Here is a 21,882-nt window from a genome sequence, read left to right as displayed (position 1 = left end):
TCAGGGATCGGAGTCAGTAAAGCCGCTCGTGAAAATCACGACCCACTGGCCGTAGTCGTACTCCTCGCGCACCTCGACCGAGACGACCCATTTGACCCACTGGAAGCCCCGTCGGCCGGGGGTGACGATCCTGAGGGGAAAGCCGTGGCCGTGGCTGATCGCCTCCTCGCCGACGTGGGTAGCCAGCAGTGCGTCGCGGGCCTCATCGATGGGAAGGCTCCAGCGATAGCCCGTCACCGACTGGAACCGGACGTATCGTGCGTCATCGGTGGGTTCGACCTCGTCGAGCAGGTCGCCCACGCGCACGCCCGTCCAGTCCTGCACCGAGTACCAGCCGCTCGTGCAGTCGAGGGTGCTTCGTTCGCGGTCGTCGGGTGCGAGTTCGTCGTAGGCGAGGTCGATCCCCCGCTCCGTGGCGCCTCCGACCGTCAGCGACCAGTCGTCGGGGTCGACGGGGTCAGGGTCGTCGGCGACCCAGCTCGTGGTGGGGAAGGCGTTGCCCGTGAAACTGCCCCGCTCCCGGGAGCCGGTGAAGCGCCTGTCGGCCCCCGGCGTGTCGAGCAGGCGGTTGATGGCGCTCTGGGCCCGCCAGGCGATCGCTCCGACGGCTCCGAGCGCGAGGTAGGTGAGGAAGGTGCGCCGGCCCTCGAAGTCCTCGCGCCGGGGCGGACGATAGCGCTGGGAGAGATGCGAGAGCACCAGGGGGACGAGCGCGACGCCGAAGGCCATGTGCAGCATGAGGAACTCCCAGTAGCCGAAGCGCTCGTGGTAGCCGAAGACCCACATCACTCCCGTCACGAGGGCGGCGCTGGCGACGAGGACGGCGAGGATCGACACCGGCGTGGTTCGATCCCACTTCGAGAGATCGGTGATCCGGCCCCGGACCCGTCGAACTTTCCAGAACAGCAGGATCACGAGGGTGAGGCCGGCGATGCCGTGGGCGTAGAAGAGAAAGCGGTGTTCGGGTCGGCCGAGCGTGAGGCTCACCAATCCGGAGGCGACCTCGAAACAGACCAGCGCGAACAGCGTCCAGTCGACGAGCCGCGGCGGCAGCGAGAACCGACCCATGCCCGTTCTACGGGTCGGAAGCGGAAAGTCCCTCTTACTGGCTGTGTTCGTACTCCTCGTAGTCCGGGTCCGGATCGATGCGCGAACCGACCCAAGCGCCGAGCGCGATGCCATAGACGGCGTGCGAGGCGTGGAAGATCGTCTCCGCGTCCGCCTCAAGCTCCATGTCGAGCATCCACTTGAGCATCACCCGTTCCCCGAAGGCCGAAAGCGCGAGACCGAAGATCGTCCCCCAGACGACGCCCTCGGTCTCGGTCGCCGACCGCGGGAGGTTCATCCGCGGATAGAGCAGGCCGAACAGCGCCCCGAAGCTCACCCCGTAGAGGACGTGGAGGACGACCCCCATTCCCGTGTACTCCTCGGGGTGGCCGCTCCCGACGTACTTCGCCCAGAAGTTCGCGGAGGGCGGTAGTGACCGGAGTATCGGTAGCCGAAACGCGGTCATCACGAACGTCGCGAACAGTCCCCCTTGGACGGCCCGGAGCAACGACCGGGCGGTGAACACCGGCATCGACTGGGCCTCCTCGACGACCTCGCTCTCCGAGGACGGTTCGTCGGACTCGTCTCCGTTACTGAACAATGTCATTGATCCCGTCGGCCGTTGTCCGTCCGGGAGTATAACTCCCGTCCCCTGATCGGCCGACCGGTGTTTCGCACCCTCCGAAGGGTAATGCACGAACGTGCATATCGAACTCGGAAACACTCCGTAGATGGGCACGAACCCGAGCGTTGAAGGCGGTGGATCGCCCAGTCCCACCCATGACGACGATCATCGACGGGAACGAGGTCGCGAGCGAGGTCCGCGGGGAGCTCGAGGGGGCGATCGGGACGCTCGCCGACCGGGGCGTGACCCCGGGGCTCGCGACGGTCCTCGTCGGCGACGACCCCGCCAGCGAGACCTACGTGAACATGAAACAGCGCGACTGCGAGGAGGTCGGCATCGAGGGGATCCACGTCGACCTCCCGGGCGACGCCTCGTCCGAGGAGCTCTACGACACGATCGAGGAGCTCAACGCCGATCCCGAGGTCCACGGCTATCTCGTTCAGGACCCGGTGCCGAATCAGATCGACTACCGCGAGGTGATCCGCCGGATCGACCCCGCGAAGGACGTCGACGGGTTCCACCCCGAGAACGTCGGCCGGCTGGTCGCCGGGGACGCCCGGTTCAAACCGTGTACCCCACACGGGATCCAGAAGCTCTTCGAAGCGTACGACGTCGAGACCGAGGGCGCCGACGTCACGGTGGTCGGTCGCTCGGACATCGTCGGCAAGCCGATGGCGAACCTGCTGCTGCAGAAGGCCGAGGGCGGCAACGCCACCGTCACGGTCTGTCACTCGCGAACCGAGGACCTCGCCGCCAAGACGCGAAACGCCGACGTCGTGATCGTGGCCTCCGGGGTCACCGAACTCGTCGACGGCTCGATGCTCTCTGAGGGAGCGACGGTGATCGACGTCGGGATCAGCCGCGTCGACGCGGACAACGAGAAGGGGTACGAGCTCGTCGGCGACGTCGAGTTCGAGAGTGCGAAGGAGGTCGCGGGCGCGATCACGCCGGTCCCAGGCGGCGTCGGGCCGATGACCCGCGCGATGTTGCTGTACAACACGGTAAAGGCCGCAAGCGAGGCCGAGGACGTTCCGGTCGAGCTTCCTTAGAGGCGATCGCTTCCCAGGCTCTCGAGGCGCTCCTGTGCGCGCGCGAGGGCCACCTCATCGTCCGCCCGAACGGTGCTCCCGAGGTCGCGGGCGACCTCGATGAGGCGTTCTGCAGTCCGCGGCTCGACGTCGCCGTCGAGCGCCTCGACCCGCCGGAGATGATCGTCGAGCCGACCGAGCGCCCGGCGCACTGACGGGCGCTCGGCGTCCTCCTCGTCGAGGAAGGTCCGCAGGTCGTCGCGGTAGGTCGAGACCGCCTTCGCGTACGCCAGCCCACGTGCGGGCGCGAGCGAGGCGGGGACCTCCGCCGGCGGGGGCCGTTCCTCGTTCAGCAGCGCGAACAGGTGGAGCTGTTCGGCGTCGTCGGTTCCCGGATCCAGCGCGCCCGAGGACAGCGAGCGCTCGTAGGCCCGGATCGCGCTCGCGAGCTCGCTCGCGATCAGATACGTCTCGTCGAGTTCGCGCAGCTCCCCGCCGTTGATGAACCCCCGGTCGTGGACGTACTCACGACAGCGCTCGGTGACCTCGCTGGCGACGTCCGTCAGGGGCTGGTCGGCGACCCCGCGTTTGACCGGCGTGAGGTCGAGCTCCGCGGGGGCGTCGGTGTGGAGCTCGCGCTCCTCCCGGCCGACGCTTTTGAGGCTGCCACAGTCGGGACAAGCCACCTCGCCGGTCTCGTAGTACGACCAGCGCGTCCCACACCCGGTGCACTCGCGCTCGCCTCGGATCTCCATACCCGGCCTACCGCCGCCGCGGACAAAAGCCTGTGTTCGGCCCGGATCAGGGAGGAAGTTGATGTGGGCGCCGATCTCAGTAGCCCCATGCGCAGCGAAGAGGAGATCCGCGAACAGTACGAGTTCCTCGCGGAACAGCTCGAGAGCGACGAGATGCGCCACGAAGGGGTGCGAGAGATGTTCACTTACTACAAGCGGGCGCTGGGCTGGGCGCTCGAGGAGGAGTACATCTAGCCACCCGAACCATTCCCGGTAGCTTTAAGGGGTAATGGCGTGAGTACACAAGTGACGCTTCGCTTTGGAGGGCCGAAGCGTCAGCGGGGACCAATTCAGGGCGGCAAGCAGCCACACGGGGATTTTTCCTCCCCGTGTGGATTGCTTCCACGGACGACGACATCACGGAGCCCCGCGTCCGCCGAACGATACCCGAAAACGGCCGAACCACCTACGTTCGAGAAGGGGGAACGGGACGCGCTCCGGCCGGCGAAAACCGCCGTGCGGTAGGCTGAATCCCGACATGTTTATGAGCGGCGGGGGCGGACTTGTCATTTAAGTATAGGCATGTATGACCTGACAGGCTTTCAGCGGGATCTGCTCTACGTCATCGGGGGGCGCGACGAACCACACGGGCTGGCGATCAAGGAGACCCTGGAGGAGTACTACGAGACGGAGATCCATCACGGGCGGCTCTATCCCAACCTCGATACGCTCGTCGACAAGGGGCTCGTCGAGAAGGGCCAACGCGACCGGCGGACGAACTACTACGCGCTCACCCGCCGCGGGCGCCGCGAGATCGAGGCCCGCCGCGAGTGGGAGACGCACTACGTCGACCTCTGAAACGGAGGCGTTAACACGAATCACACAGTAGGAGGGCCGTGAACAGCGTCGGCCTCGCGATCGACGGCGACCTGCTTCGGATCGTGCTGGCCGGCGCGCTCGGGCTCTTTCTGGGGCTCGAACGCGAGTGGTCGCACAAGTCCGCCGGGATCCGGACGTTCTCGCTGATCAGCCTGCTGGCCGCGGTCTTCACCGTCCTCGATCAGCCGCTGTTGCTCGCGATCGGCGGGCTGTTCGTCGCGGTCCAGGGGCTGTTGCTCGCGGTCCAGGGGTTGCTCGTCGAGGAGTCGGGGCTCTCGCTGACGACCAGCGTCTCGATGCTGGTCGCCTACGGCGTCGGCGTGCTCGTCGGCGCGGGGCGGCTGGTCGAGGGCGTCACCGTCGCGGTGCTGTCCTCGCTGTTGCTCGTGTTGAAGCGCGAGCTCCACAGCTTCGCGTGGGGGATGAGCCGCGAGGAGCTGCGCTCGACGACCGAGTTCGCGGTGCTGGCGTTCGTGATCTACCCGCTGCTCCCGGCGGGCGACGTCCCGATCGGCGCCGCCGGCTTCGAGGTGGCCGTCGAGCCGCGCGTGATCTGGCTGATGGTCGTCACCGTCGCGGGGATCGGGATCGTCAACTACGCGATCGTCAACAGCTACGGCGGGCGGGGGATCGCCATCACCGGCTTCTTCGGCGGGCTGGCCTCCTCGACGGCGGTGGTCGGGACGATGCTCGACCACGTCCGCCAGCGCCCCTCGTCGGCCTCCTACGCCGTGGCAGCGATCCTGCTGGCCGACGCCGCGATGGCCGTGCGCAACCTCGGGATCGCGCTCGCGTTCACCATCGAGGCGCCGCTGTTCGGCGCGATCGTCCCGCTGGCCGCGGTGGTCCTCGGCTCGTTTCTCATCGCCGGAGTGATCGCCGACTGGGACGAGGAGGTCGAGATGGAGCTCGAGAGCCCCTTCTCGCTTCGCAACGCGCTCGGGTTCGGCGCGATCTTCCTGCTGATCGTCGTCGCGGGGGCGTTCGCGGAGGCCCACCTGGGGACCGCCGGCTTCTACGCGACGGCGGCGCTCTCCGGGTTAGTGTCGAGCGCCGGCGCGGCGACCTCCGCGGTCGTGCTGTATCGGACCGGCTCGCTCGAACACGACGTGGCCGTGATCGCCATCCTGCTCGCGACCGTTTCGAGCCTCGTCGTCAAGGCGGCGCTCGCCGCCACGAGCCCGAACCGCGAGTTCGCCCGGCAGGTCGCGATCTGGACCGGCGTGCTGGTGGCCGTGACCGGGGTCGCGACCGCGGCAGTGTTGCTGTGAAGCCGGCAAGACTTACCTCCCCGGACTGCGACCCCGTCGCATGGACCGAGAAACGGCGGTACCCCGGGTCCGCGAGATGCCCGGCGAGCGCGCCCGCGAGTGGGCCGCCCACCACCGCCGAACCGCCGCCAGAAGCACCTACGTCTACGACTTCGTCTGGGACGTCACCGCCGAGGCCGCGGGCCCGTTCTGTACCGACGTCGACGGCAACGTCCTGCTCGACTTCACGAGCCACGTCGCGGCTGCCCCGCTGGGCTACAACAACCCCCTGCTGCGCGAGCGCTTCGCCGAGCTCGACCTCCCCGACCCGACGAAGATCGCCGGCCAGGACTTCTACGCCGGCTCGCCCGGCTCCCCGACCGACCCCGAGTTTCCCGGCCCAACCCAGCTCATGGACCGGCTGGTCGAGATCACGGGCGAGTACGGGATGGACCGGGTCTTCCTCTCGAACTCCGGGGCTGAGTCCGTCGAGAACGCGATCAAGATCTGCTACGACGCTTCGGGAGGAACCCGCGGAATCGTCTTCGAGGGCGGCTTTCACGGCCGCACGCTGGGCGCGCTCAGCCTCAACCGGTCGAAGTCCGTCCAGCGAAAGGGCTACCCCGAGATCTCGGGGCTCACCGACGTGCCGTACTGTTCGGACAGGAACTGTACGCCGGAGACGTGTGGCTGTGGGTTCTTCCGCGAGGACGGGTCGGCGCTCGCGAGCAAGCTCGATCCCGAAACGGGCCACGTTCCCCTGGAGGACCTCGCGTACCTCGTCGTCGAGCCGATCCAAGGCGAAGGGGGCTACCGGATCCCGAGCGAGTCGTTCATGCGCGAGATCCGGGAGGTGTGTGCCGAACACGACGTGCTGCTGATCGCCGACGAGATCCAGACGGGCCTCGGACGCACGGGCGAGATGTGGGGCTCCGATCACTTCCCGATCGAGCCCGACGTGATCTCGTGTGCGAAGGGACTCCGCGTGGGCGCGACGATCTCCCGCTCGGACGTCTTCCCCGACGAGGACGCCCGGATCTCCTCGACGTGGGGTGCCGGCGACGTCGTCGCCGCGATGCAGGGCGCGCTGACCATCGACGCCATCCGCGAGGAAGGGCTCCTGAAGAACGCCCGAGAGCGCGGCGAGCAGACCAAGGAGCTGCTTCGGGACGCCGAGCCCGAGGGAGTCGTCGACGTCCGTGGAAGGGGGCTGATGCTCGCCGTCGAGTTCGATTCCAAGAAACGGCGCGAGGCGGTCATCGAGGCCGCGCTGGAGCGGGGGCTGCTGACGCTGGGCTGTGGCTACAAAACCCTTCGACTGCTCCCGCCGCTCGGCGTCACCGAGCGGGAGATCGAGATCGGGATCGACCTGCTCTGTGAGGCGATCGCGGCCGCCGAAGAGTGACCAATCGAGTCGGATGTGGTCGCGGTGGCCGGCGCGAACGAAGCCGCCACTTCCGGCGGCTTTGTTCGCGGGGCGGGGAAAGGCTGGTCTGTTTAGCGAGGAGTTCGAACCCGAACTCCTCGCAACGCGGCCTGGCGGACATGAAAAGGGCGAGAAATTCGCGCCAGCGAATTTCGAGGGCTTTCGTTAGAACTGGTAGCGCCGCTCCTTGTCGTCGGGCTGGCTCGGCGAGACCCCGCCGCTCATCTCCTCGTAGGTCATCCCCGAGAGGTACTCGTCGTAGGTCACGTCGTAGTTCCGCCGGAGGTGCATGTCGAGCTGGCCGGAGTCCGTCGTCGACTGAAAGAGCAGATGAACCGCCCGGCGCACGAGGTCGTCCGTACTTTCGGGGCCGAGGGTAGCACTCAGAACGGCGAGCTCGTTTTTCGTCTGGCTGTCGAGGCTCACCGACAGCTCGTCGTCGAGCTCCGAATAGGCCGATTCGACGTCGGTCGTGAAGTCGTCGAGGCTCATACCCCCGGTCGGGCCGGTGGCGGAATACGGGTTTCGACTTCCCGCGTGCTCGCTACAGCTCCTGTCGGGTGGGTCGGATCAGCAGCTCGTTGATGTCGACGTGGCTCGGCTGGCTCACCGCGAAGCGGATCGATCGGGCGATGTCCTCCGGCCGCAGCGGCTCCATCTCGTTCATCATCCCTTCGATCATCTCCTGCTGGTCCTCGTCGGGGATGTGTTCCGCGAGCTCGGTGTCGACGACGCCGGGCTCGATCGTCGTGATCCGGATGTCGCTGTCGACGACCTCCTCGCGCAGCGACTCGGAGAAGGCCGTCACGCCGAACTTCGAGGCGTTGTAGCCGCTCGACCCGGCGTAGGCCTTCCGACCGGCGATCGACGAGAGGTTGACGATGTCGCCCGCGCCCTCCTCCTGCATGTGACCGAGGGCGGCCTGCGAGGCGACCATCAGCCCCTGGACGTTGAGATCGAGCATCCGCTGCCAGTTGTCGGGGTCGGCCGTCGCGACCGGTTCGAGCAGCATGACGCCCGCGTTGTTCACGACATGTCGAGCCCGCCCAGCTCCTCGACGGTCGTGTCGACCATCTCGCGGACCTGCTCCTCGTCGGTGGCGTCGGTCGGCACGACCAGCGCCTCCCCGCCCTCGTCCTCGATCTCGTCGGCGAGCTCCTCGAGGCGCTCCTCGCGACGGGCCGCAAGCGCGACCGAGGCCCCCTCCTCGGCGAGCGCGCGTGCGGTCGCCGCGCCGATGCCCGAGGAGGCGCCGGTGACGAGCGCGGCCTGTCCTGCCAGCTGACCGTCAGAAGTGGTTGCCATCGCCCGGGATAGCGCACTGCGACGTAAACGGGGCCGGGTCGAAGCAAGGCTGTCCGTTTTCGCTCGCTCGACGCCTCCCTCTTCGGCGAGGAGCCGATCCCGCCGTGTCTCCAAGAAACCATACATTCGTGGTCGGGGCCAGTGATCCCCCGAACCGAGTCACCATCCCTGAAAACGCTTCGGGTACTTATCGGACCATAGGAACCGTGCCGCCCCTCTATTTTATCCGCGCACCCAGGTGAAAACGCAATGGACCTCAGAGAGCTGTTCCGAACCGAGACGTCGCCGTGGGCGTTCCTGATCCGCTTCGCGGTGGGGTTCGTCTTCCTCACCGAGGGGCTGAACAAACTCATCAATCCTGCGGAGCGTGGGGTTGGTCGGTTCGAGGGACTCGGCCTCCCCGCCCCGGAACTTTTCGCCGGTGGCGTCGCGGGCATCGAGATCGTCGCCGGGACGTTGCTCATCGCGGGGCTGTTCACGCGGGCGGCTGCGCTCGTACTGGCGGGGGTCGCGCTCACCGCCATCGTCCTGACGAAGCTCCCCGTGTTGCTCGGGACGGGGTTCCTGACGTTCGGGGGTGTGGACGCGAGCTTCTACGGCCTCTGGGGGTTCCTCTACGAGTGGCGTCTCGACTTCGCGATGTTCGTGGGGTCGATCTATCTGGTCCTCGCCGGCCCGGGCAAGGGCTCGTTCGACGAACGCCTCTTCGGTCAGGATCCGGTCCTCGATCGGGTTCGGAACGCGGTGCGAACCACCTAGTTCCGTCAGAGTCGGCTGTAATCGTTCGTGAACGTCGAGAGGGTCGCGCCCAGGATCCCGAGGACGATCGGGCCGACGAACAGGCCGACGAAGCCCAGTGAGTAGATTCCGCCGAAGACGCCGACCAGCACCACGCCGGGGTTGAGGCTCGCGCGCGAGTCGATGACGATCGGGCGGACGTAGTTGTCGATCATGCTCACGACGACGACCCCGTAGACGAGCAAGAAGAGTCCGGCGGAGGGGTGGCCGACGAGCAACAAGTAGACGCCGGCGGGCGCCCAGACGAGGAAGGCCCCGATCAGCGGCAACAGCGCGAGCAACACCATCACGGCCGTCCAGAAGACGGGGCTGGGGACGCCAGCGATCAACAGCCCGATCCCGCCGGCCATCCCCTGGACGAACGCAACGAAGATGTGCCCGACGATCACCGCCCACGTGGTCGCGTCGATCCGGCAGTAGAGCCGGTCGGTCACGTCCGGGGGCAGCGGCGTCGCCTCCTTCAGCCAGGCGACGAAACACGCCCCGTCCTTCAGGAGGTAGTAGAGCAAGAAGAGCACGAGCGCGAGCCCGAACGTCGCCTTGAGCGCCACGCTGAACAGCTCGGAGAGACCGTTGAACGTCGCATCGAAGACCGTCTCCGCCCCGGCCATCGCCAGTCCCTGGAGGTCGACCGAGCGCCCGGTGTAGGCCGCGATAGTTCCCTCGACCTCGTCGATCCGGAGGCCGCTCTCGCCCGCCGCGATCGCCCGGAGGTCGCGCACGAGCGCGGCCGACACGAGGGCGAAGGGGAGGACGATCGCCGTCCCCGCGAAGGCGATCAGCGCGATCGGGGAGAGGCGCGGCCCGAGCCGGGGGACGAGACGGACGTGTAGGGGATGGAGGGCGTACGCGAGCAGGACCGCCGCCAAGACGTACTCCGCGAAGGGCAACACGACGTATAGCCCGAGCAGGCCCGAAAGCCCGACCGCGAGGAGGAGGAAGCCCCGTTGTTTGTTCATACACATTATTATATCTCAACAAACATATATTTTATTACACTATTTGGCGATACGAATCGTGGCGATCGGGATCGCGGGGACTAAACTGCGCGGGGGCGTTTCCCGGGTGATGAGTGGGTCGGAAGCGCTGCCAACGGAGCTCGGGGAGGTACGCGAGTCGCTGATCGGGTGGTACGAGGCCGACCATCGGGAGTTCCCGTGGCGACGGACCGACGACGCCTATGAAATCCTCGTCAGCGAGGTGATGAGCCAGCAGACGCAGCTGGAACGGGTCGAGGAGGCCTGGAGCGAGTTCCTCGAGCGCTGGCCCGACCCGGAGAGCCTCGCGGCGGCCGACCGCTCCGAGGTCGTGGGGTTCTGGACCGACCACAGCCTGGGCTACAACAACCGCGCGAAGTACCTCCACGAGGCCGCCCGGCAGGTCGTCGGGGAGTTCGACGGGGAGTTCCCCGAGGAGCCCGAGGGGCTCCAAGAGCTCCAGGGCGTCGGCCCCTACACCGGAAACGCGGTGGCGAGCTTCGCGTTCGACAACGGCGACGCGGTGGTCGATACGAACGTCAAGCGCGTGCTCTACCGCGCGTTCGACGTGCCCGACGACGACGCGGCCTTCGAGGCGGCGGCGCGGGAGCTCATGCCCGCCGGCGAGTCGCGCGTCTGGAACAACGCGATCATGGAGCTGGGCGGGGTCGCCTGCCGGAAAACGCCGAAATGTGACGAGGCGGGCTGTCCCCTCCGGGAGTGGTGCTCGGCCTACGAGACCGGCGACTTCACCGCGCCGGACGTGCCCACCCAGCCGAAGTTCGAGGGCTCGCGCCGGCAGAAACGAGGGCGGGCGATTCGGGTGCTCAAGGAGTACGAGGAGCTCCCGCTCGACGAGCTCGGTCCCCGGGTACGGGTCGACTACGGCGGCGAGGACAGCGAAGAATGGCTCCGCGGGCTCGTCTCGGACCTCGCCGACGACGGGCTGGTCGAGATCGAGGGCGACCGGGTGCGCCTCAGACGGTAGTTTTTCTTCGGCCTCGCCCCTCGGTTCGGTATGGCGGATCCACCACACGTCGCCGCGGTCGTCGGCAGCCTACGCGAGCGCAGCCACACGCGGATGGCCCTGAACGAGGCGCTCCGCGGCGTCGAGGAGGCCGGGGGAACCGGGGAGCTGCTCGACCTCCGCGAGTACGACCTGCCCGTGTTGAACGTCGACGACGAGGAGACCGAGGACGTCGAGGCGTTCACCGAAGCGGTGCGAGAGGCCGACGCCGTGATCCTCGGAACGCCGATGTACCACGGCTCGTACTCGGGCGTGCTGAAGAACGCGCTCGACCACTGCGGCTTCGACGAGTTCGAGGACAAGACCGTGGGACTGCTCGCGGTCGCCGCCGGGAGCTTCCCGATCACCGCGCTCGAACACCTTCGATCCGTCTGTCGGGCGCTCGACGCGTGGGTCCTCCCGCATCAGGCGGCAGTTCCCCGGGCGAGCAGCGCCTTCGAGGACGGCGAGTTCGTCGAGGAGAAGAGCGCAGAGCGGGTGCGCGTGCTCGGCGAACGGGCGGTGGAGTACGCGAACATCGAACCGGATCCGAACTGTTTGGAGAGCGAGCAGAACGTCGGGGCGAGGACCACCGACTGAATCCGACGGGACCGGATCACACACCCGCCGGGATGAGAAACGGTTTTACTCGCCGGCCGAGCCCCTAGCGCCGTGCACGCGATAACCCGTAGCGGCTGGGTGGAGGTGATCGCCGGCTGCATGTTCGCCGGCAAGACCGAGGAGCTCCTCCGGCGGCTGCGCCGCGCGGAGATCGCGGGCCAGGAGGTCGCCGTCTTCAAACCCGCCACCGACGACCGCTACGGCGAGGCCACGGTCGGCACGCACAACGGTCGCCAGTGGGACGCCGACGTGATCGAGACCGACGCCGAGGGGGTCCGGGGGATCCCCGACCGACTGAACGGCGAGCAGGTCGTCGCGGTCGACGAGGCGAACTTCTTCCCGCCCGCGCTCGTCGGCGTCTGCGAGGAACTGGCGGACGACGGCCGCCGAGTGATTGTCTCGGGCACCGACCAGACGTTCCGGGGCGAGCCCTTCGAACCCCTACCACAGCTGCTCGCGATCGCAGAATACGTCGAGAAGCTCCAGGCGATCTGTTCGGTCTGTGGCGAGCCCGCGAGCCGGAACCAGCGGCTGGTCGACGGCGAGCCCGCCCGCCGCGAGGACCCCACGATCATGGTCGGGGCCGAGGAGTCCTACGAGGCGCGATGTCGCAACTGTCATGTCCTGCGTGGCGACTAGTCGGGACGTGACACAGTGGGTGGCCGATCCGAAGGGCGGGCGCGATCGCGGGCCACGGGCGGTCGCCCGCGCGTGGGTCGAAGTGATGGTCCGTCCCCGTCGGTTCTACCGGGCGGGGGTCGCCCCGGGCGATCAGGCGCCCGGCTTGTTGTTCGCCGTGGGCGTGGTCTCGCTTGCCTCCCTGCTGCGGCTCGCGCTCTCGGGCGAGACGGTCGTCGGCGCGCCCTATCCCACGTTCGGCGACCAGCGGCTCCTCTCGGTCGCGCTGGTGTTCTCGGTGATCGTCGCGCTGGTCGCTCCCCTGGTCCTCCACCTCGTTGCGGCGCTCCAGACGCTCCTGTTGCTCCCGTTCGCCCCCGACCGGGCGGGCGTCAGCGAGACCGTCCAGGTGATCGGCTACGCCACCGCGCCCTGCGTGTTCGTCGGCGTGCCGGTACCGACGGTGCAGGCGTTGGCGGCCGGCTACGGGGCGGCCCTGTTCGTCATTGGGGCGAGCGTGGTCCACTCGGTCTCGCTCCCGCGCGCGGCGGCGCTCTGTGCGCTGCCGGCGGCGGCGACCTTCGGGATCGGGTTCGGCGGGTTCGAGGCGGTAGAGACGCTGTTCTCGGGCGGCGTCTGAGGACCCGGCCAGCGCCGGGGCGAGCGACGTTTCGACAACCGTTTTAGTGCGGGACCACTCTGGCCTCGTAAATGGGTCAATGTATCATCTGCGGCACCTCGGTCGACGGGGTCGTCTGCCGTTCGCACCAGGAGGACGTCGCGTTCCGATTCACGGGGAACCGCCCGGAGCAGCTCACCAACGGCCGTTTCTACGAGGGTAGCGTCGACGGGTTCGCCGACTTCGGCGTCTTCGTCGACATCGGCGACTCGGTCACCGGCCTGCTGCACCGAAGCGAGCTCGACCGCCGCCTCGAGAGCCTCGACTGGGACGAGGGCGACACCGTCTACGTCCAGGTCACGGGCGTCCAGGACAACGGCAACGTCGATCTCGCGTGGTCGATCCGCCAGTCCCCGCGGGAGTTCCGCGGCGAAGTGATCGACAGCCCCGAGGGGGATCACCTTCCGGATGACGAGGGAAACGGGAGCGGGGCGACCGAACCGGAGCCTGAGGAGGCGCCCCCCACCGAGGTCGACGACGAGCCGGCGGCCGAGCCCGGCGACGAACCGGAGGCCGAAGCCGACGTAGAAGCCGGTGGCGAGCCGGAAGGCGAAGTCGAAACGGATGACGAGGCCACGGTCGAAGCCGACGACGAACCAACCGCCGAACCGGAATCCGAGTCCGACGGCGAACCGGCCGACGCTTCGGCCAACGGCGGGACGGATTCGGTCGGCTCCGCCTCGACGACCGCCGAGCCGATCGAGACGGGTCCTCCCGAGCGGGTGACCGTCGAGGGGCTCGAGGAGTCGATCGGCGAGCGGATCCGCATCGAGGGGCGGGTCGTCGACGTCCGGCAGACGGGCGGCCCGACCATCTTCGAGGTCCGCGACGAGACCGGCGTCGCCGAGTGCGCGGCGTTCAAGGAGGCCGGCGTCCGGGCCTACCCCGAGGTCGAGAGCGGCGACCTGATCCGTCTCACGGGGGAAGTCGAACGCCGCCGTGGCGGGGTCCAGGTCGAGACCGAGTCGCTCAAGCCCCTGGTCGAGGCCGACGCCGAGGCAGTCGTCCAGCGCCTCGACGACGCGCTGGACGCCGAGGCCCAGCCCGACGGGATCGAGGTCCTCGCCGAGGACCCGACGGTGGCTGACCACCGCGAGGAGATCGCCGACGCTGCCGGCGCGATCCGGCGGGCCGTCATCGAGTCCCGGCCGATCGTGCTGCGCCACAGCGCCACCGCCGACGGCTACGTCGCCGGCGCGGCGATCGAGCGGGCCGTCCTACCGCTGGTCCGCGAGCAACACGACCGCGACGACGCGGTGTATCACTACTTCGACCGCCAGCCCCTCGAGGACGAGGACTACGACATGGGCGCCGCAACCAGCGACGTCACCCGAATGCTCGACAACCGCGAGCGCCACGACGAGAAGCTCCCGCTCGTGGTGCTGGTCGACACCGGCAGCACCGCCGAGTCCCGCGACGGGATCGAGCTGCTCGACGTCTACGACGTCGAACACCTGGTGATCGACGCCGACGCCGGCTTCGAGACGAGCGATCTCACCGAGGGCGTCGTCCCCGGGGCGGACGACGACCGGGTCACGACGACCGTGCTGGCGGCGAACGTCGCCTGCGGCGTCGGCGACGTCCGTGAGGAGATCGCCCACCTGCCCGCGGTGAGCTACTGGGAGGAGGCCCCCGAGGCGTACGCCGAGCTCGCGAGCGAGGCGGGCTACGACGCCGACACCGCCCGCGAGCTGCGCGAGGCCGTCGCCCTGGAGGCGTACTACCAGTCCTACGAGGACAAACGCGAGCTCATCGCCGATCTGCTCTTTGCCGGCGACGACGACGTCCGCAGCCTCGCTTCGCACGTCAGCGAGCAGTTCCGCGCGAAGCTCGACGAGGAGCTCGAGACGGTGCGCCCGCACCTCGAGACCCACGAGCTCGAGGGGATCACCGTCGCGACCCTCGATACGGATGCCTTCACCCACCGCTTCGACTTCCCGCCGACCGAGCTGCTGCTCGACGCGCTGTTCCGCGACCTGCATGGGGAGGCCGACCGGCTGGCCGTCGTCGGGCTCGACGAGGCCGACCTCCAGGTCCGAAGCACCGAGACGATCGACGTCCGCGAGCTGGGCGAGCGGGTCGCCGAGCGCGTCCCCGAGGGCGGCGTGCTCACCGCCGGGGTCCGCCGCGGCCGGCTGTCCTTCCTGATCGGCGAGCGCGAGTCCGTTCGCGAGGCGACCGTCGAGGAGGCCGCCGCGCTGGCCGCCGACGCGTAGGCCGACATCCTTATTCCGTCCAACCGCCGACGTTCCGACGATCGAATGAGTACCGACGTCGAGCCCACGGAGTCCGAGGCCTTCGAGCGTGTCTGCGAGGAACTGATCTCCCGCGTGCTCTCGGGCGAGCTCGAGCGCGAGGACGTCGAGTCCGCGAAGCTGGAGGTCTGTTCGGAGTTCTCCGCGCCGAAGGTGCCGACCAACGGCGAGATCCTCGCGCAGGCGCCCGACGACCGCCGCGAGGAGGCCGAGGCCGTCCTTCGCAGGAAGCCCGTCCGCACCGCCTCGGGCGTCTCGCCCGTGGCGATCATGACCTCGCCGCACATGTGCCCCCACGGGAAGTGTCTCTACTGTCCCGGCGGGCCCGCGAGCGAGTTCGACAGCTCCCAGAGCTACACGGGCCACGAGCCCGCCGCCGCGCGCGGCCAGCAGAACGACTACGACCCCTACGGGCAGGTCACCCTCCGGCTCGCCCAGCTCAGAGAGATCGGCCACCCCGTCGACAAGGTCGAGCTGATCCTGATGGGCGGGACGATGACCGCCCGGAGCCACGACTACCAGGAGCACTTCGTCAAGCGGGCGCTGGAGGCGATGAACGACTTCGATCCAGAGGATCCGCCGGAACCCGTCGAGGGCGAGAGCTTCGCCCAGAGCGAGGAGGAGTACGAATTTTCGTACTTGGAGGACGTGATCGCCGAGAACGAGACGAACGACGTGCGGAACATCGGCACCACCTTCGAGACCAAGCCCGACTGGTGCGATCCCGAGCAGATCGACCGGATGCTCCGGCTGGGCGGGACGAAGGTCGAGGTCGGCGTCCAGACGACCTACGAACGCATTAATAGAGAAATGCACCGCGGGCACGGCGCGGGGGCGAGCATCGACGCCAACCGGCGGCTGCGCGACGCGGCGTTCAAGGTCGGCTTCCACATGATGCCGGGCCAGCCCGGCATGAGCCTCGACATGTGCGAGGAGGACTTCCGCCAGCTGTTCGAGGACTCGAACTGGCGGCCCGACTACCTCAAGATCTACCCGAACATCGTCGTCCGGGGCACCCGAACGTACGACCAGTGGCGCCGCGGGGAGTTCGAGCCGCTGACCAACGAGCAGGCCACCGAGCTAGTCGCGAAGGTCAAGTCGATGCTCCCGAAGTACGTCCGTCTCCAACGGGTCCAGCGGGACATCCCCGCGGATTTCATCGACGCGGGCGTCTGGAAGTCGAACCTCCGCCAGCTCGCGCGACAGCGCATGGAGGAACACGGCTGGAGCTGTGACTGCATCCGTTGTCGCGAGGTCGGGATGAACGACACCGAGCCCGAATCCGTCGAGCTCGACGTGATGAGCTACGAGGCCGCCGGCGGGACGGAGAAGTTCATCAGCTTCGAGGACCCCGACAACGACCTCCTGATCGGGTTCTGCCGGCTGCGGTTCCCCAAGGACCCGGTTCGCCGCGAGCTCGAGAACGCCGCGCTGATCCGCGAGCTCCACGTCTACGGCAACGAGCTCGGCATGGGGATCGCGAGCGACGCCGACTGGCAGCACAAGGGCTACGGCCGCCGACTGATGGAAACTGCCGAAGACCTCGCCGCCGATGCCGGCTTCGGGAAGGTCAGCGTCATCTCAGGGATCGGCGCCCGCGAGTACTACCGGAACAAGCTCGGCTACCGCCAGGACGGCCCGTACGTCTCGAAGCAGCTCTGAGTGGTTTCGATACTCCCTGGTGTCCGACCGAACCAACGTTCCGTACCACGGGTTTTTGGTGCAGGTTTTTACGAGCGTAGCGAGGAAAAAGTGCGACTGGCCCGTACGTACCGAATCATCTCGGAGGTTGCGAGTTCCGGGCGCGTGCTTTTGAGTCCGTAACCGCTACGTGCAAGTATATGATCAGCCGACGACGAACGCTCGAACTGACCGGAGCGGCGCTGGGAATCGCGCTCGCGGGCTGTACCGACGAGGGCGAGGACGAGGAGCCCGGAACGGGCGAGGGAACCGAGAGCGGGGACGAGCCCGACGAGCAGGACTACGTCCCGGAGGACTCCGACGGCAACGGGGGCGGAACCGGTGGCGGCACGCACGACGACGGCGAGGGCCCCGATGACGAGGCCGAAGGGGAGCCCGGCGCCACGGAAGGCGACGCCGACGAGGAAGACGAGCAGGACCCCCACGACCAGTTCGAGGACGGGGACGAACAGCCCGACGAGGAAACCGGGGAGGGCGAGGACAACGAGGACGACGGGGAAGAGACCGACGGCTGAAGGCCCGAAGGAACAAATTTCAGATATTTTAACGTGCAATTAGTTAAGCTCCCGGAGAGCGAGTAGTAGATACTGAACTCTCACTCCGTGAGCGGTCAGTGGGGAAACCATGACGAAAACGACGACGATCGATAGTGGGTATTGCGATCCGAACGGCGGTGACTGGCGGTGATCTCGGAGGCGGTCGGCTATCTGAAGGGGAGCGACGACGCGGTCACCACGGTGATCCTCGGCGCGGTCATGACGCTCTTTGCGTTCCTGATCGTGCCGTTGTTCGCCGCGATGGGCTACATGGTCCGCGTACTGGATCGCACGGCCCGGGGCGACGGCGAGCCGCCGGTCTTCGAGGACTGGGGCGAGCTGATCGTCGACGGTGCGAAGGCCACGGCCATCGCCTTCGTCTACGCGCTGATCCCGACGGCCGTCCTAGTCGCGTTCGTCGTGAGCGGCGGGCTGCTGGGTGCGAGCGGTAGCGACCTGCTGGGTACCATCGGCGGGATCGGGATCTTCGTCGGGTTCGTGGTCTGGCTCGCGCTGACCCTGGCCGTCGCCTACGCCGTGCCCGCGGCGCTCGCGAACTTCGCGGAGACCCGCCGTCTGGGCGCGGGCTTCGACTGGGCGACCATGCGCCGTGCGCTGGCCGACAGGGCCTACGCCACCGGCTGGCTGACCGCCTTCGTCATCGTCGTCGCCGGCGGGGTCGTCGGCGGGCTGCTCAACGCGGTGCCCGTCATCGGGTTCATCGCGAGTGCCTTCGTGGGCTTCTACACCGCCGTGGCGGCGTACTACGTGATCGGCCACACCTGGGGCGAGCTCCGGCACACCCCCGTCACGGAACGGCCCGTCGTCGACGGCCAGCCCGGTATCTGACCGGCGACGCGATCTGAACTGCCTTTTTGTACGTCCCTCGCCTACCGATAGCCATGACAGAGGACACCCTCTTCGAGTTCGAGTCCGAGCGCGAGCGCGGCGAGATCGCGGCCTACCTCCGGGCGCTCGCCGGCGAGCTGGACGGCGACGGCCCCGTGACGTTCCGCGACGGCGAGTACGCCGTCGAGGTGACGCCGCCCGAGCGCGCGGAGTTCGACGTCGAGGTCGAACGCGACGGGGAGGATGACGGCGGCGAGCTGGAGATCGAGCTGGAGATCGAGTGGTCCGAGGTCGAGGGGGCGGACGCAGAGCGGATCGAGGAAGCCCCGGAACCCGACGTGGGGATCCAGTTCGCGCCCGGTTCGAAGGAGGTCCCCGAGCCGAGCCAGGGCCGCTTCGAGGTCTACCGGGACCGGGCCGACGAGTGGCGCTGGCGGCTCGTCCACCGCAACGGCAACATCATCGCCGACGGCGGGGAGGGGTATTCGAGCAAGCAGAGCGCGATCAAAGGACTGCGGAGCGTTCAGCACAACGCCCCCGGCGCGCGGGTCGAGGAGCTCGAATGAGCGGGCTCGCCGGCTCGGACTCGGACCCAGGCCCGAAGGGTTTTGACACCTACCGACGGAGTGAGGACATGAGCGCGGACAGCCCGAGGGAACGGCTCGAGGAGAACGCCGTCGGCGTGGCGTCGCTGCTCGTTACCGGCCTCGGACTCCTGGCACTGTTCGCCGGGGCGAGCTGGTTCTGGCTCGTCTTCCTCCTCGGCTTCATGGTCGTCGTTCCGCTGGTCGCCTTGCTGTTCGGCGACGAGGAGGAACGCGCGGAGTGGTGGGACGACTGGTGGGGCGACGAATCCGACTGGGAGGAGTGGTTCGGGACGAAGGAGGACTGGCTCGGGTCCTCCTCCGACGAACCCGAAGCTGAGCCCGAAGCCGCTCGGGAGCCCTCGAACCGCGACGCCCTCGCTACCCTCCGCTATCGCTACGCGCAGGGCGACCTCACCGACGAGCAGTTCGAGCGCAAGCTCGAGCGGCTGCTCGAAACCGAGACCATGGAGGACCTCGAGGACCGCGAACGAGCGCGCGAACGGCTCTACGAGCGATAGCCACAGCCCGATTTCTTTTGTCTCGATCCTACATAATGAAGCGGTGATAGTACATAGTATTACGCCTAACCACCCGGCTCTACCGCCTCACGAATCATTAACTATCTTTGTGGTGATTTCGGATCGTGGCGACGGGCCACGGATACGCGATGGAAGGAGATCACACCACGATAGACGGTTCGCGGCGACGGTTCATGCAGCTCACCGCCGGCATTGCGGGGGCAGCGGCGGTCGGCGGCTACGCCGCCGCGGACACGGAACTGGACGACGAAACGAACGAGGAGATCGACGAGCGGGTCGCGGGGATGAGCCTCGCGGAGAAGGTCGGGCAGATGACCCAGCTCGACCTCGCGCGCCTCTCGGGCGAGGACCCCTGGGACGGGGGCGAACTCAACGAGGAGCTCCTCGAAACCGCCTTCGAGGAGAACCACGTCGGGTCGATCCTCAGCGGCGGGGGCTCGACTCCGGTCGAGAACACGCCCGAGGCGTGGGCCGAGACGACCAACGAGATCCAGGAGTACGCGATCGAGGCCACCGGCGTCCCGATCATCTACGGGATCGACGCCGTCCACGGTCACAGCAACGTCGTCGACGCGACGATGTTCCCCCACGCAGCCGGCGTCGGCGCGACCTGGGAACCCGAGTATGCGGAGGAGATCGGCGATCACACCGCCGAGGTCGTACGCGCGACCGGCATCCACTGGAACTTCGGGCCGGCCGCGGACCTCGCGCGGGACCTCCGCTGGGGCCGCTACTACGAGTCCTTCAGCGAGGACCCGGTCCACACCTCGATCATGACCGCCGCCGAGACCCGCGGGCTCCAGGGCGAGGACGGGCCCGACGGCGACTCGATCGCGGCGACGGTCAAACACTTCACGGGCTACTCCGAGCCCTTCGGCGGGCTCGATCGCAACCCGGCACACATCCCCCAGCGGCGGCTCCGCACCCAGCACCTCCCGCCGTTCCAGGCCGGCCTCGACGCCGGCGCGGCGACGGTGATGATGAACAGCGGCTCGCTCAACGGCGTGCCCGCCCACGCTTCGGAGTACCTGATCCAGGAGCTCTTGCGCGAGGAGATGGGCTTCGACGGCGTGATCGTCTCGGACTGGGAGGACATCCACCGGCTGCGCTCGATCCACGAGGTCGGCGAGTCGATCAAGGACGCCGTCCGGCTGGTCATCGGCGCGGGCGTCGACATGTACATGGTCCCCTACGAGATCGACGACTTCGTGCCGAACCTCATCGAGCTCGTCGAGGAGGGCGAGATCCCCGAGGAGCGCATCGACGCCTCGGTTCGCCGGATCCTGAAGCTGAAACACCGCCTCGACCTCTTCGACGACCCCTACGTCGACCCCGGGGTGGCCGAGGAGGCGGTCGTCGGCGCGGACCGCGACCTCGCACACGAGTCGGCCGCCAAGTCGATGACGCTGCTCGAGAACGACGGCACGCTGCCGCTGTCGGGCGAGGAGTCGCTGCTGGTCACCGGGCCGGCCGCGACCGACGTCGCGATCCAGATGGGCGGCTGGACCGTCGAGTGGCAGGGCCTCGACGACGCGGAGGAGGAGCCACCGGCAGTGACCGTTCTCGAGGGCCTCGAGGACGCGGCCGGCGACGTGACCCACGTCCCGTGGGACCGCGAGGAGCCTGGCGACGAGGACGAGCTCGAGTCGGCCGCCGAAGGCGCCGACGTCGCGGTGGTCTGTGTCGGCGAGGGCTCCTACGCCGAGGGGCCCGGCGACGACCAGTCGCCGAGCCTCGCCGATGCGCAGGCCGACCTGATCGAGCAGGTCGCTGGGACCGACACCCCCGTGGTCTGCGTGATGCTCTCGGGGCGGCCGCTGACCCTGGAGGGCGTCCACGAGCACATCGACGCGTTCGTCATGGGCTACCTGCCGGGCACCGAGGCCGGCACCGCGGTCGCGGACGTCCTGCTGGGCGAGGAGAACCCCGGCGGGCGCCTGCCCTTCACCTGGCCGCGCCACGTCGGCCAGGCGCCGATCTACTACAACCACTACCCCGGCGAGGGCGAGTTCGACCCGCTCTACGAGTTCGGCGACGGCGAGAGCTACACCGACTTCGAGTACGAGATCGCCTCGGTCGACCCGGGGACGGTGAGCGATCCCTCGCCCGACTCGACGGTCGAGCTCACCGTCGAGGTCGACAACACGGGCGAGCACGACGGCGACGACGTCGTGCTGGTCTTCGGGGACCGGGAGTTCACCAGCGGGCCGCTGATGCTGCCCGACCGCCAGCTGCTCGCGTTCGAGCGGTGTCACGTCGAGAGCGGCGGCTCGACGACCCTGACCCTCGAGGTACCGCTCGGCCCGCTCGCGCTCGTCTCGGGTGACGTCCCCGACGACGGCGAGCGCTACGTCGAGTCCGGCGAGTACCGGCTGTTCGTCGGCGAAGAGACGACGGAGTTGCACGTCGAGTAGGGCCGAAC

At 68.2% G+C, this 21,882-nt stretch carries 22 protein-coding genes and 1 pseudogene; 17 read left to right on the top strand and 6 right to left on the bottom strand.

Annotated elements, in window-relative coordinates; translation table 11 throughout:
- Both WOA58_RS03015 and WOA58_RS03010 read right to left on the bottom strand, forming a co-directional pair.
- Entirely contained in the window at positions 1–1,068 is a 1,068-nt protein-coding gene (locus WOA58_RS03015) for a molybdopterin-dependent oxidoreductase (protein WP_340602681.1), read from the bottom strand.
- 34 nt (positions 1,069–1,102) lie between these two features.
- Positions 1,103–1,654: a DUF6789 family protein gene (locus tag WOA58_RS03010; RefSeq protein WP_340602680.1), complete on the bottom strand. Its 552-nt coding sequence runs from the start codon at positions 1,652–1,654 to the stop codon at positions 1,103–1,105.
- Between the two features lie 173 nt (positions 1,655–1,827).
- Here WOA58_RS03010 and WOA58_RS03005 point away from each other — a divergent pair, with 173 nt between their 5' ends.
- Positions 1,828–2,721, top strand: coding sequence for a bifunctional methylenetetrahydrofolate dehydrogenase/methenyltetrahydrofolate cyclohydrolase (locus tag WOA58_RS03005; RefSeq protein ID WP_340602679.1), 894 nt, complete (start codon positions 1,828–1,830; stop codon positions 2,719–2,721).
- Here WOA58_RS03005 and WOA58_RS03000 read toward each other — a convergent pair.
- A complete protein-coding gene (locus WOA58_RS03000) occupies positions 2,718–3,455 on the bottom strand; it encodes a DUF7117 family protein (RefSeq protein ID WP_340602678.1) in 738 nt (245 codons plus the stop codon). The genes WOA58_RS03005 and WOA58_RS03000 overlap by 4 nt on opposite strands.
- A gap of 87 nt (positions 3,456–3,542) precedes the next feature.
- On the opposite strand from WOA58_RS03000, the gene WOA58_RS02995 reads away from it, so the two are divergent.
- From WOA58_RS02995 to WOA58_RS02980, 4 genes are all read left to right on the top strand, one after another.
- Entirely contained in the window at positions 3,543–3,689 is a 147-nt protein-coding gene (locus tag WOA58_RS02995) for a hypothetical protein (RefSeq protein ID WP_340602677.1), read from the top strand.
- 327 nt (positions 3,690–4,016) lie between these two features.
- On the top strand, positions 4,017–4,292 hold the full coding sequence (locus tag WOA58_RS02990) for a PadR family transcriptional regulator (RefSeq protein WP_340602676.1): 276 nt from the start codon (positions 4,017–4,019) through the stop codon (positions 4,290–4,292).
- A 38-nt stretch (positions 4,293–4,330) separates the two neighbouring features.
- The gene (locus WOA58_RS02985; RefSeq protein WP_340602675.1) at positions 4,331–5,584 is read left to right on the top strand and encodes an MgtC/SapB family protein; all 1,254 of its coding nucleotides are present in this window, start codon (positions 4,331–4,333) and stop codon (positions 5,582–5,584) included.
- Between the two features lie 40 nt (positions 5,585–5,624).
- On the top strand, positions 5,625–6,968 hold the full coding sequence (locus WOA58_RS02980) for an aspartate aminotransferase family protein (RefSeq protein ID WP_340602674.1): 1,344 nt from the start codon (positions 5,625–5,627) through the stop codon (positions 6,966–6,968).
- A gap of 186 nt (positions 6,969–7,154) precedes the next feature.
- Here WOA58_RS02980 and WOA58_RS02975 read toward each other — a convergent pair whose 3' ends face one another.
- Both WOA58_RS02975 and WOA58_RS02970 read right to left on the bottom strand, forming a co-directional pair.
- Complete coding sequence (locus WOA58_RS02975) at positions 7,155–7,481, bottom strand: hypothetical protein (RefSeq protein WP_340602673.1); 327 nt, start codon at positions 7,479–7,481, stop codon at positions 7,155–7,157.
- A 52-nt stretch (positions 7,482–7,533) separates the two neighbouring features.
- Positions 7,534–8,294 (bottom strand): annotated as a pseudogene (locus WOA58_RS02970) (SDR family NAD(P)-dependent oxidoreductase).
- A gap of 249 nt (positions 8,295–8,543) precedes the next feature.
- Between WOA58_RS02970 and WOA58_RS02965 the strand changes: the two are divergent.
- On the top strand, positions 8,544–9,053 hold the full coding sequence (locus WOA58_RS02965) for a DoxX family protein (RefSeq protein ID WP_340602672.1): 510 nt from the start codon (positions 8,544–8,546) through the stop codon (positions 9,051–9,053).
- A 5-nt stretch (positions 9,054–9,058) separates the two neighbouring features.
- Here WOA58_RS02965 and WOA58_RS02960 read toward each other — a convergent pair whose 3' ends face one another.
- On the bottom strand, positions 9,059–10,051 hold the full coding sequence (locus WOA58_RS02960; protein ID WP_340602671.1) for an AI-2E family transporter: 993 nt from the start codon (positions 10,049–10,051) through the stop codon (positions 9,059–9,061).
- A gap of 109 nt (positions 10,052–10,160) precedes the next feature.
- Here WOA58_RS02960 and WOA58_RS02955 point away from each other — a divergent pair, with 109 nt between their 5' ends.
- The 11 genes from WOA58_RS02955 (at position 10,161) to WOA58_RS02905 (ending at position 21,874) form a co-directional block, all read left to right on the top strand.
- The gene (locus WOA58_RS02955; protein WP_340602670.1) at positions 10,161–11,057 is read left to right on the top strand and encodes an HhH-GPD family protein; all 897 of its coding nucleotides are present in this window, start codon (positions 10,161–10,163) and stop codon (positions 11,055–11,057) included.
- A 30-nt stretch (positions 11,058–11,087) separates the two neighbouring features.
- Complete coding sequence (locus WOA58_RS02950; protein ID WP_340602669.1) at positions 11,088–11,675, top strand: NADPH-dependent FMN reductase; 588 nt, start codon at positions 11,088–11,090, stop codon at positions 11,673–11,675.
- A gap of 72 nt (positions 11,676–11,747) precedes the next feature.
- Complete coding sequence (locus tag WOA58_RS02945; protein ID WP_340602668.1) at positions 11,748–12,335, top strand: thymidine kinase; 588 nt, start codon at positions 11,748–11,750, stop codon at positions 12,333–12,335.
- A 7-nt stretch (positions 12,336–12,342) separates the two neighbouring features.
- The gene (locus tag WOA58_RS02940) at positions 12,343–12,954 is read left to right on the top strand and encodes a YIP1 family protein (RefSeq protein ID WP_340602667.1); all 612 of its coding nucleotides are present in this window, start codon (positions 12,343–12,345) and stop codon (positions 12,952–12,954) included.
- Positions 12,955–13,025: 71 nt separating this feature from the next.
- Positions 13,026–15,209: an OB-fold nucleic acid binding domain-containing protein gene (locus WOA58_RS02935; RefSeq protein WP_340602666.1), complete on the top strand. Its 2,184-nt coding sequence runs from the start codon at positions 13,026–13,028 to the stop codon at positions 15,207–15,209.
- A 45-nt stretch (positions 15,210–15,254) separates the two neighbouring features.
- Positions 15,255–16,910, top strand: coding sequence for a tRNA uridine(34) 5-carboxymethylaminomethyl modification radical SAM/GNAT enzyme Elp3 (locus tag WOA58_RS02930; protein WP_340602665.1), 1,656 nt, complete (start codon positions 15,255–15,257; stop codon positions 16,908–16,910).
- 179 nt (positions 16,911–17,089) lie between these two features.
- Positions 17,090–17,464 carry a hypothetical protein gene (locus tag WOA58_RS02925; RefSeq protein WP_340602664.1) on the top strand — a complete coding sequence of 125 codons (375 nt, stop codon included), beginning with the start codon at positions 17,090–17,092 and terminating at the stop codon, positions 17,462–17,464.
- A gap of 168 nt (positions 17,465–17,632) precedes the next feature.
- Positions 17,633–18,334: a DUF4013 domain-containing protein gene (locus WOA58_RS02920; RefSeq protein ID WP_340602663.1), complete on the top strand. Its 702-nt coding sequence runs from the start codon at positions 17,633–17,635 to the stop codon at positions 18,332–18,334.
- 53 nt (positions 18,335–18,387) lie between these two features.
- A complete protein-coding gene (locus WOA58_RS02915; protein WP_340602662.1) occupies positions 18,388–18,900 on the top strand; it encodes an HVO_2922 family protein in 513 nt (170 codons plus the stop codon).
- Between the two features lie 68 nt (positions 18,901–18,968).
- A complete protein-coding gene (locus WOA58_RS02910; protein ID WP_340602661.1) occupies positions 18,969–19,439 on the top strand; it encodes an SHOCT domain-containing protein in 471 nt (156 codons plus the stop codon).
- Between the two features lie 194 nt (positions 19,440–19,633).
- Positions 19,634–21,874 carry a glycoside hydrolase family 3 N-terminal domain-containing protein gene (locus tag WOA58_RS02905; protein ID WP_340602660.1) on the top strand — a complete coding sequence of 747 codons (2,241 nt, stop codon included), beginning with the start codon at positions 19,634–19,636 and terminating at the stop codon, positions 21,872–21,874.
- Positions 21,875–21,882: the final 8 nt, after the last annotated feature.

Origin of the sequence: Halalkalicoccus tibetensis (assembly GCF_037996645.1) — an archaeon.
GTDB classification, from domain to species: Archaea; Halobacteriota; Halobacteria; order Halobacteriales; family Halalkalicoccaceae; genus Halalkalicoccus; species Halalkalicoccus tibetensis.
This window is presented reverse-complemented; position numbering and strand designations above follow the sequence as displayed.

Bases quoted from the DNA above. Each gene is read 5' to 3' on its own strand.
- WOA58_RS03015 (WP_340602681.1), bottom strand. From the start codon at position 1,068: ATGGGTCGGTTCTCGCTGCCGCCGCGGCTCGTCGACTGGACGCTGTTC.
- WOA58_RS03010 (WP_340602680.1), bottom strand. From the start codon at position 1,654: ATGACATTGTTCAGTAACGGAGACGAGTCCGACGAACCGTCCTCGGAG.
- WOA58_RS03005 (WP_340602679.1), top strand. From the start codon at position 1,828: ATGACGACGATCATCGACGGGAACGAGGTCGCGAGCGAGGTCCGCGGG.
- WOA58_RS03000 (WP_340602678.1), bottom strand. From the start codon at position 3,455: ATGGAGATCCGAGGCGAGCGCGAGTGCACCGGGTGTGGGACGCGCTGG.
- WOA58_RS02995 (WP_340602677.1), top strand. From the start codon at position 3,543: ATGCGCAGCGAAGAGGAGATCCGCGAACAGTACGAGTTCCTCGCGGAA.
- WOA58_RS02990 (WP_340602676.1), top strand. From the start codon at position 4,017: ATGTATGACCTGACAGGCTTTCAGCGGGATCTGCTCTACGTCATCGGG.
- WOA58_RS02980 (WP_340602674.1), top strand. From the start codon at position 5,625: ATGGACCGAGAAACGGCGGTACCCCGGGTCCGCGAGATGCCCGGCGAG.
- WOA58_RS02975 (WP_340602673.1), bottom strand. From the start codon at position 7,481: ATGAGCCTCGACGACTTCACGACCGACGTCGAATCGGCCTATTCGGAG.
- WOA58_RS02965 (WP_340602672.1), top strand. From the start codon at position 8,544: ATGGACCTCAGAGAGCTGTTCCGAACCGAGACGTCGCCGTGGGCGTTC.
- WOA58_RS02960 (WP_340602671.1), bottom strand. From the start codon at position 10,051: ATGAACAAACAACGGGGCTTCCTCCTCCTCGCGGTCGGGCTTTCGGGC.
- WOA58_RS02955 (WP_340602670.1), top strand. From the start codon at position 10,161: ATGAGTGGGTCGGAAGCGCTGCCAACGGAGCTCGGGGAGGTACGCGAG.
- WOA58_RS02950 (WP_340602669.1), top strand. From the start codon at position 11,088: ATGGCGGATCCACCACACGTCGCCGCGGTCGTCGGCAGCCTACGCGAG.
- WOA58_RS02935 (WP_340602666.1), top strand. From the start codon at position 13,026: ATGGGTCAATGTATCATCTGCGGCACCTCGGTCGACGGGGTCGTCTGC.
- WOA58_RS02930 (WP_340602665.1), top strand. From the start codon at position 15,255: ATGAGTACCGACGTCGAGCCCACGGAGTCCGAGGCCTTCGAGCGTGTC.
- WOA58_RS02925 (WP_340602664.1), top strand. From the start codon at position 17,090: ATGATCAGCCGACGACGAACGCTCGAACTGACCGGAGCGGCGCTGGGA.
- WOA58_RS02915 (WP_340602662.1), top strand. From the start codon at position 18,388: ATGACAGAGGACACCCTCTTCGAGTTCGAGTCCGAGCGCGAGCGCGGC.
- WOA58_RS02910 (WP_340602661.1), top strand. From the start codon at position 18,969: ATGAGCGCGGACAGCCCGAGGGAACGGCTCGAGGAGAACGCCGTCGGC.
- WOA58_RS02905 (WP_340602660.1), top strand. From the start codon at position 19,634: ATGCAGCTCACCGCCGGCATTGCGGGGGCAGCGGCGGTCGGCGGCTAC.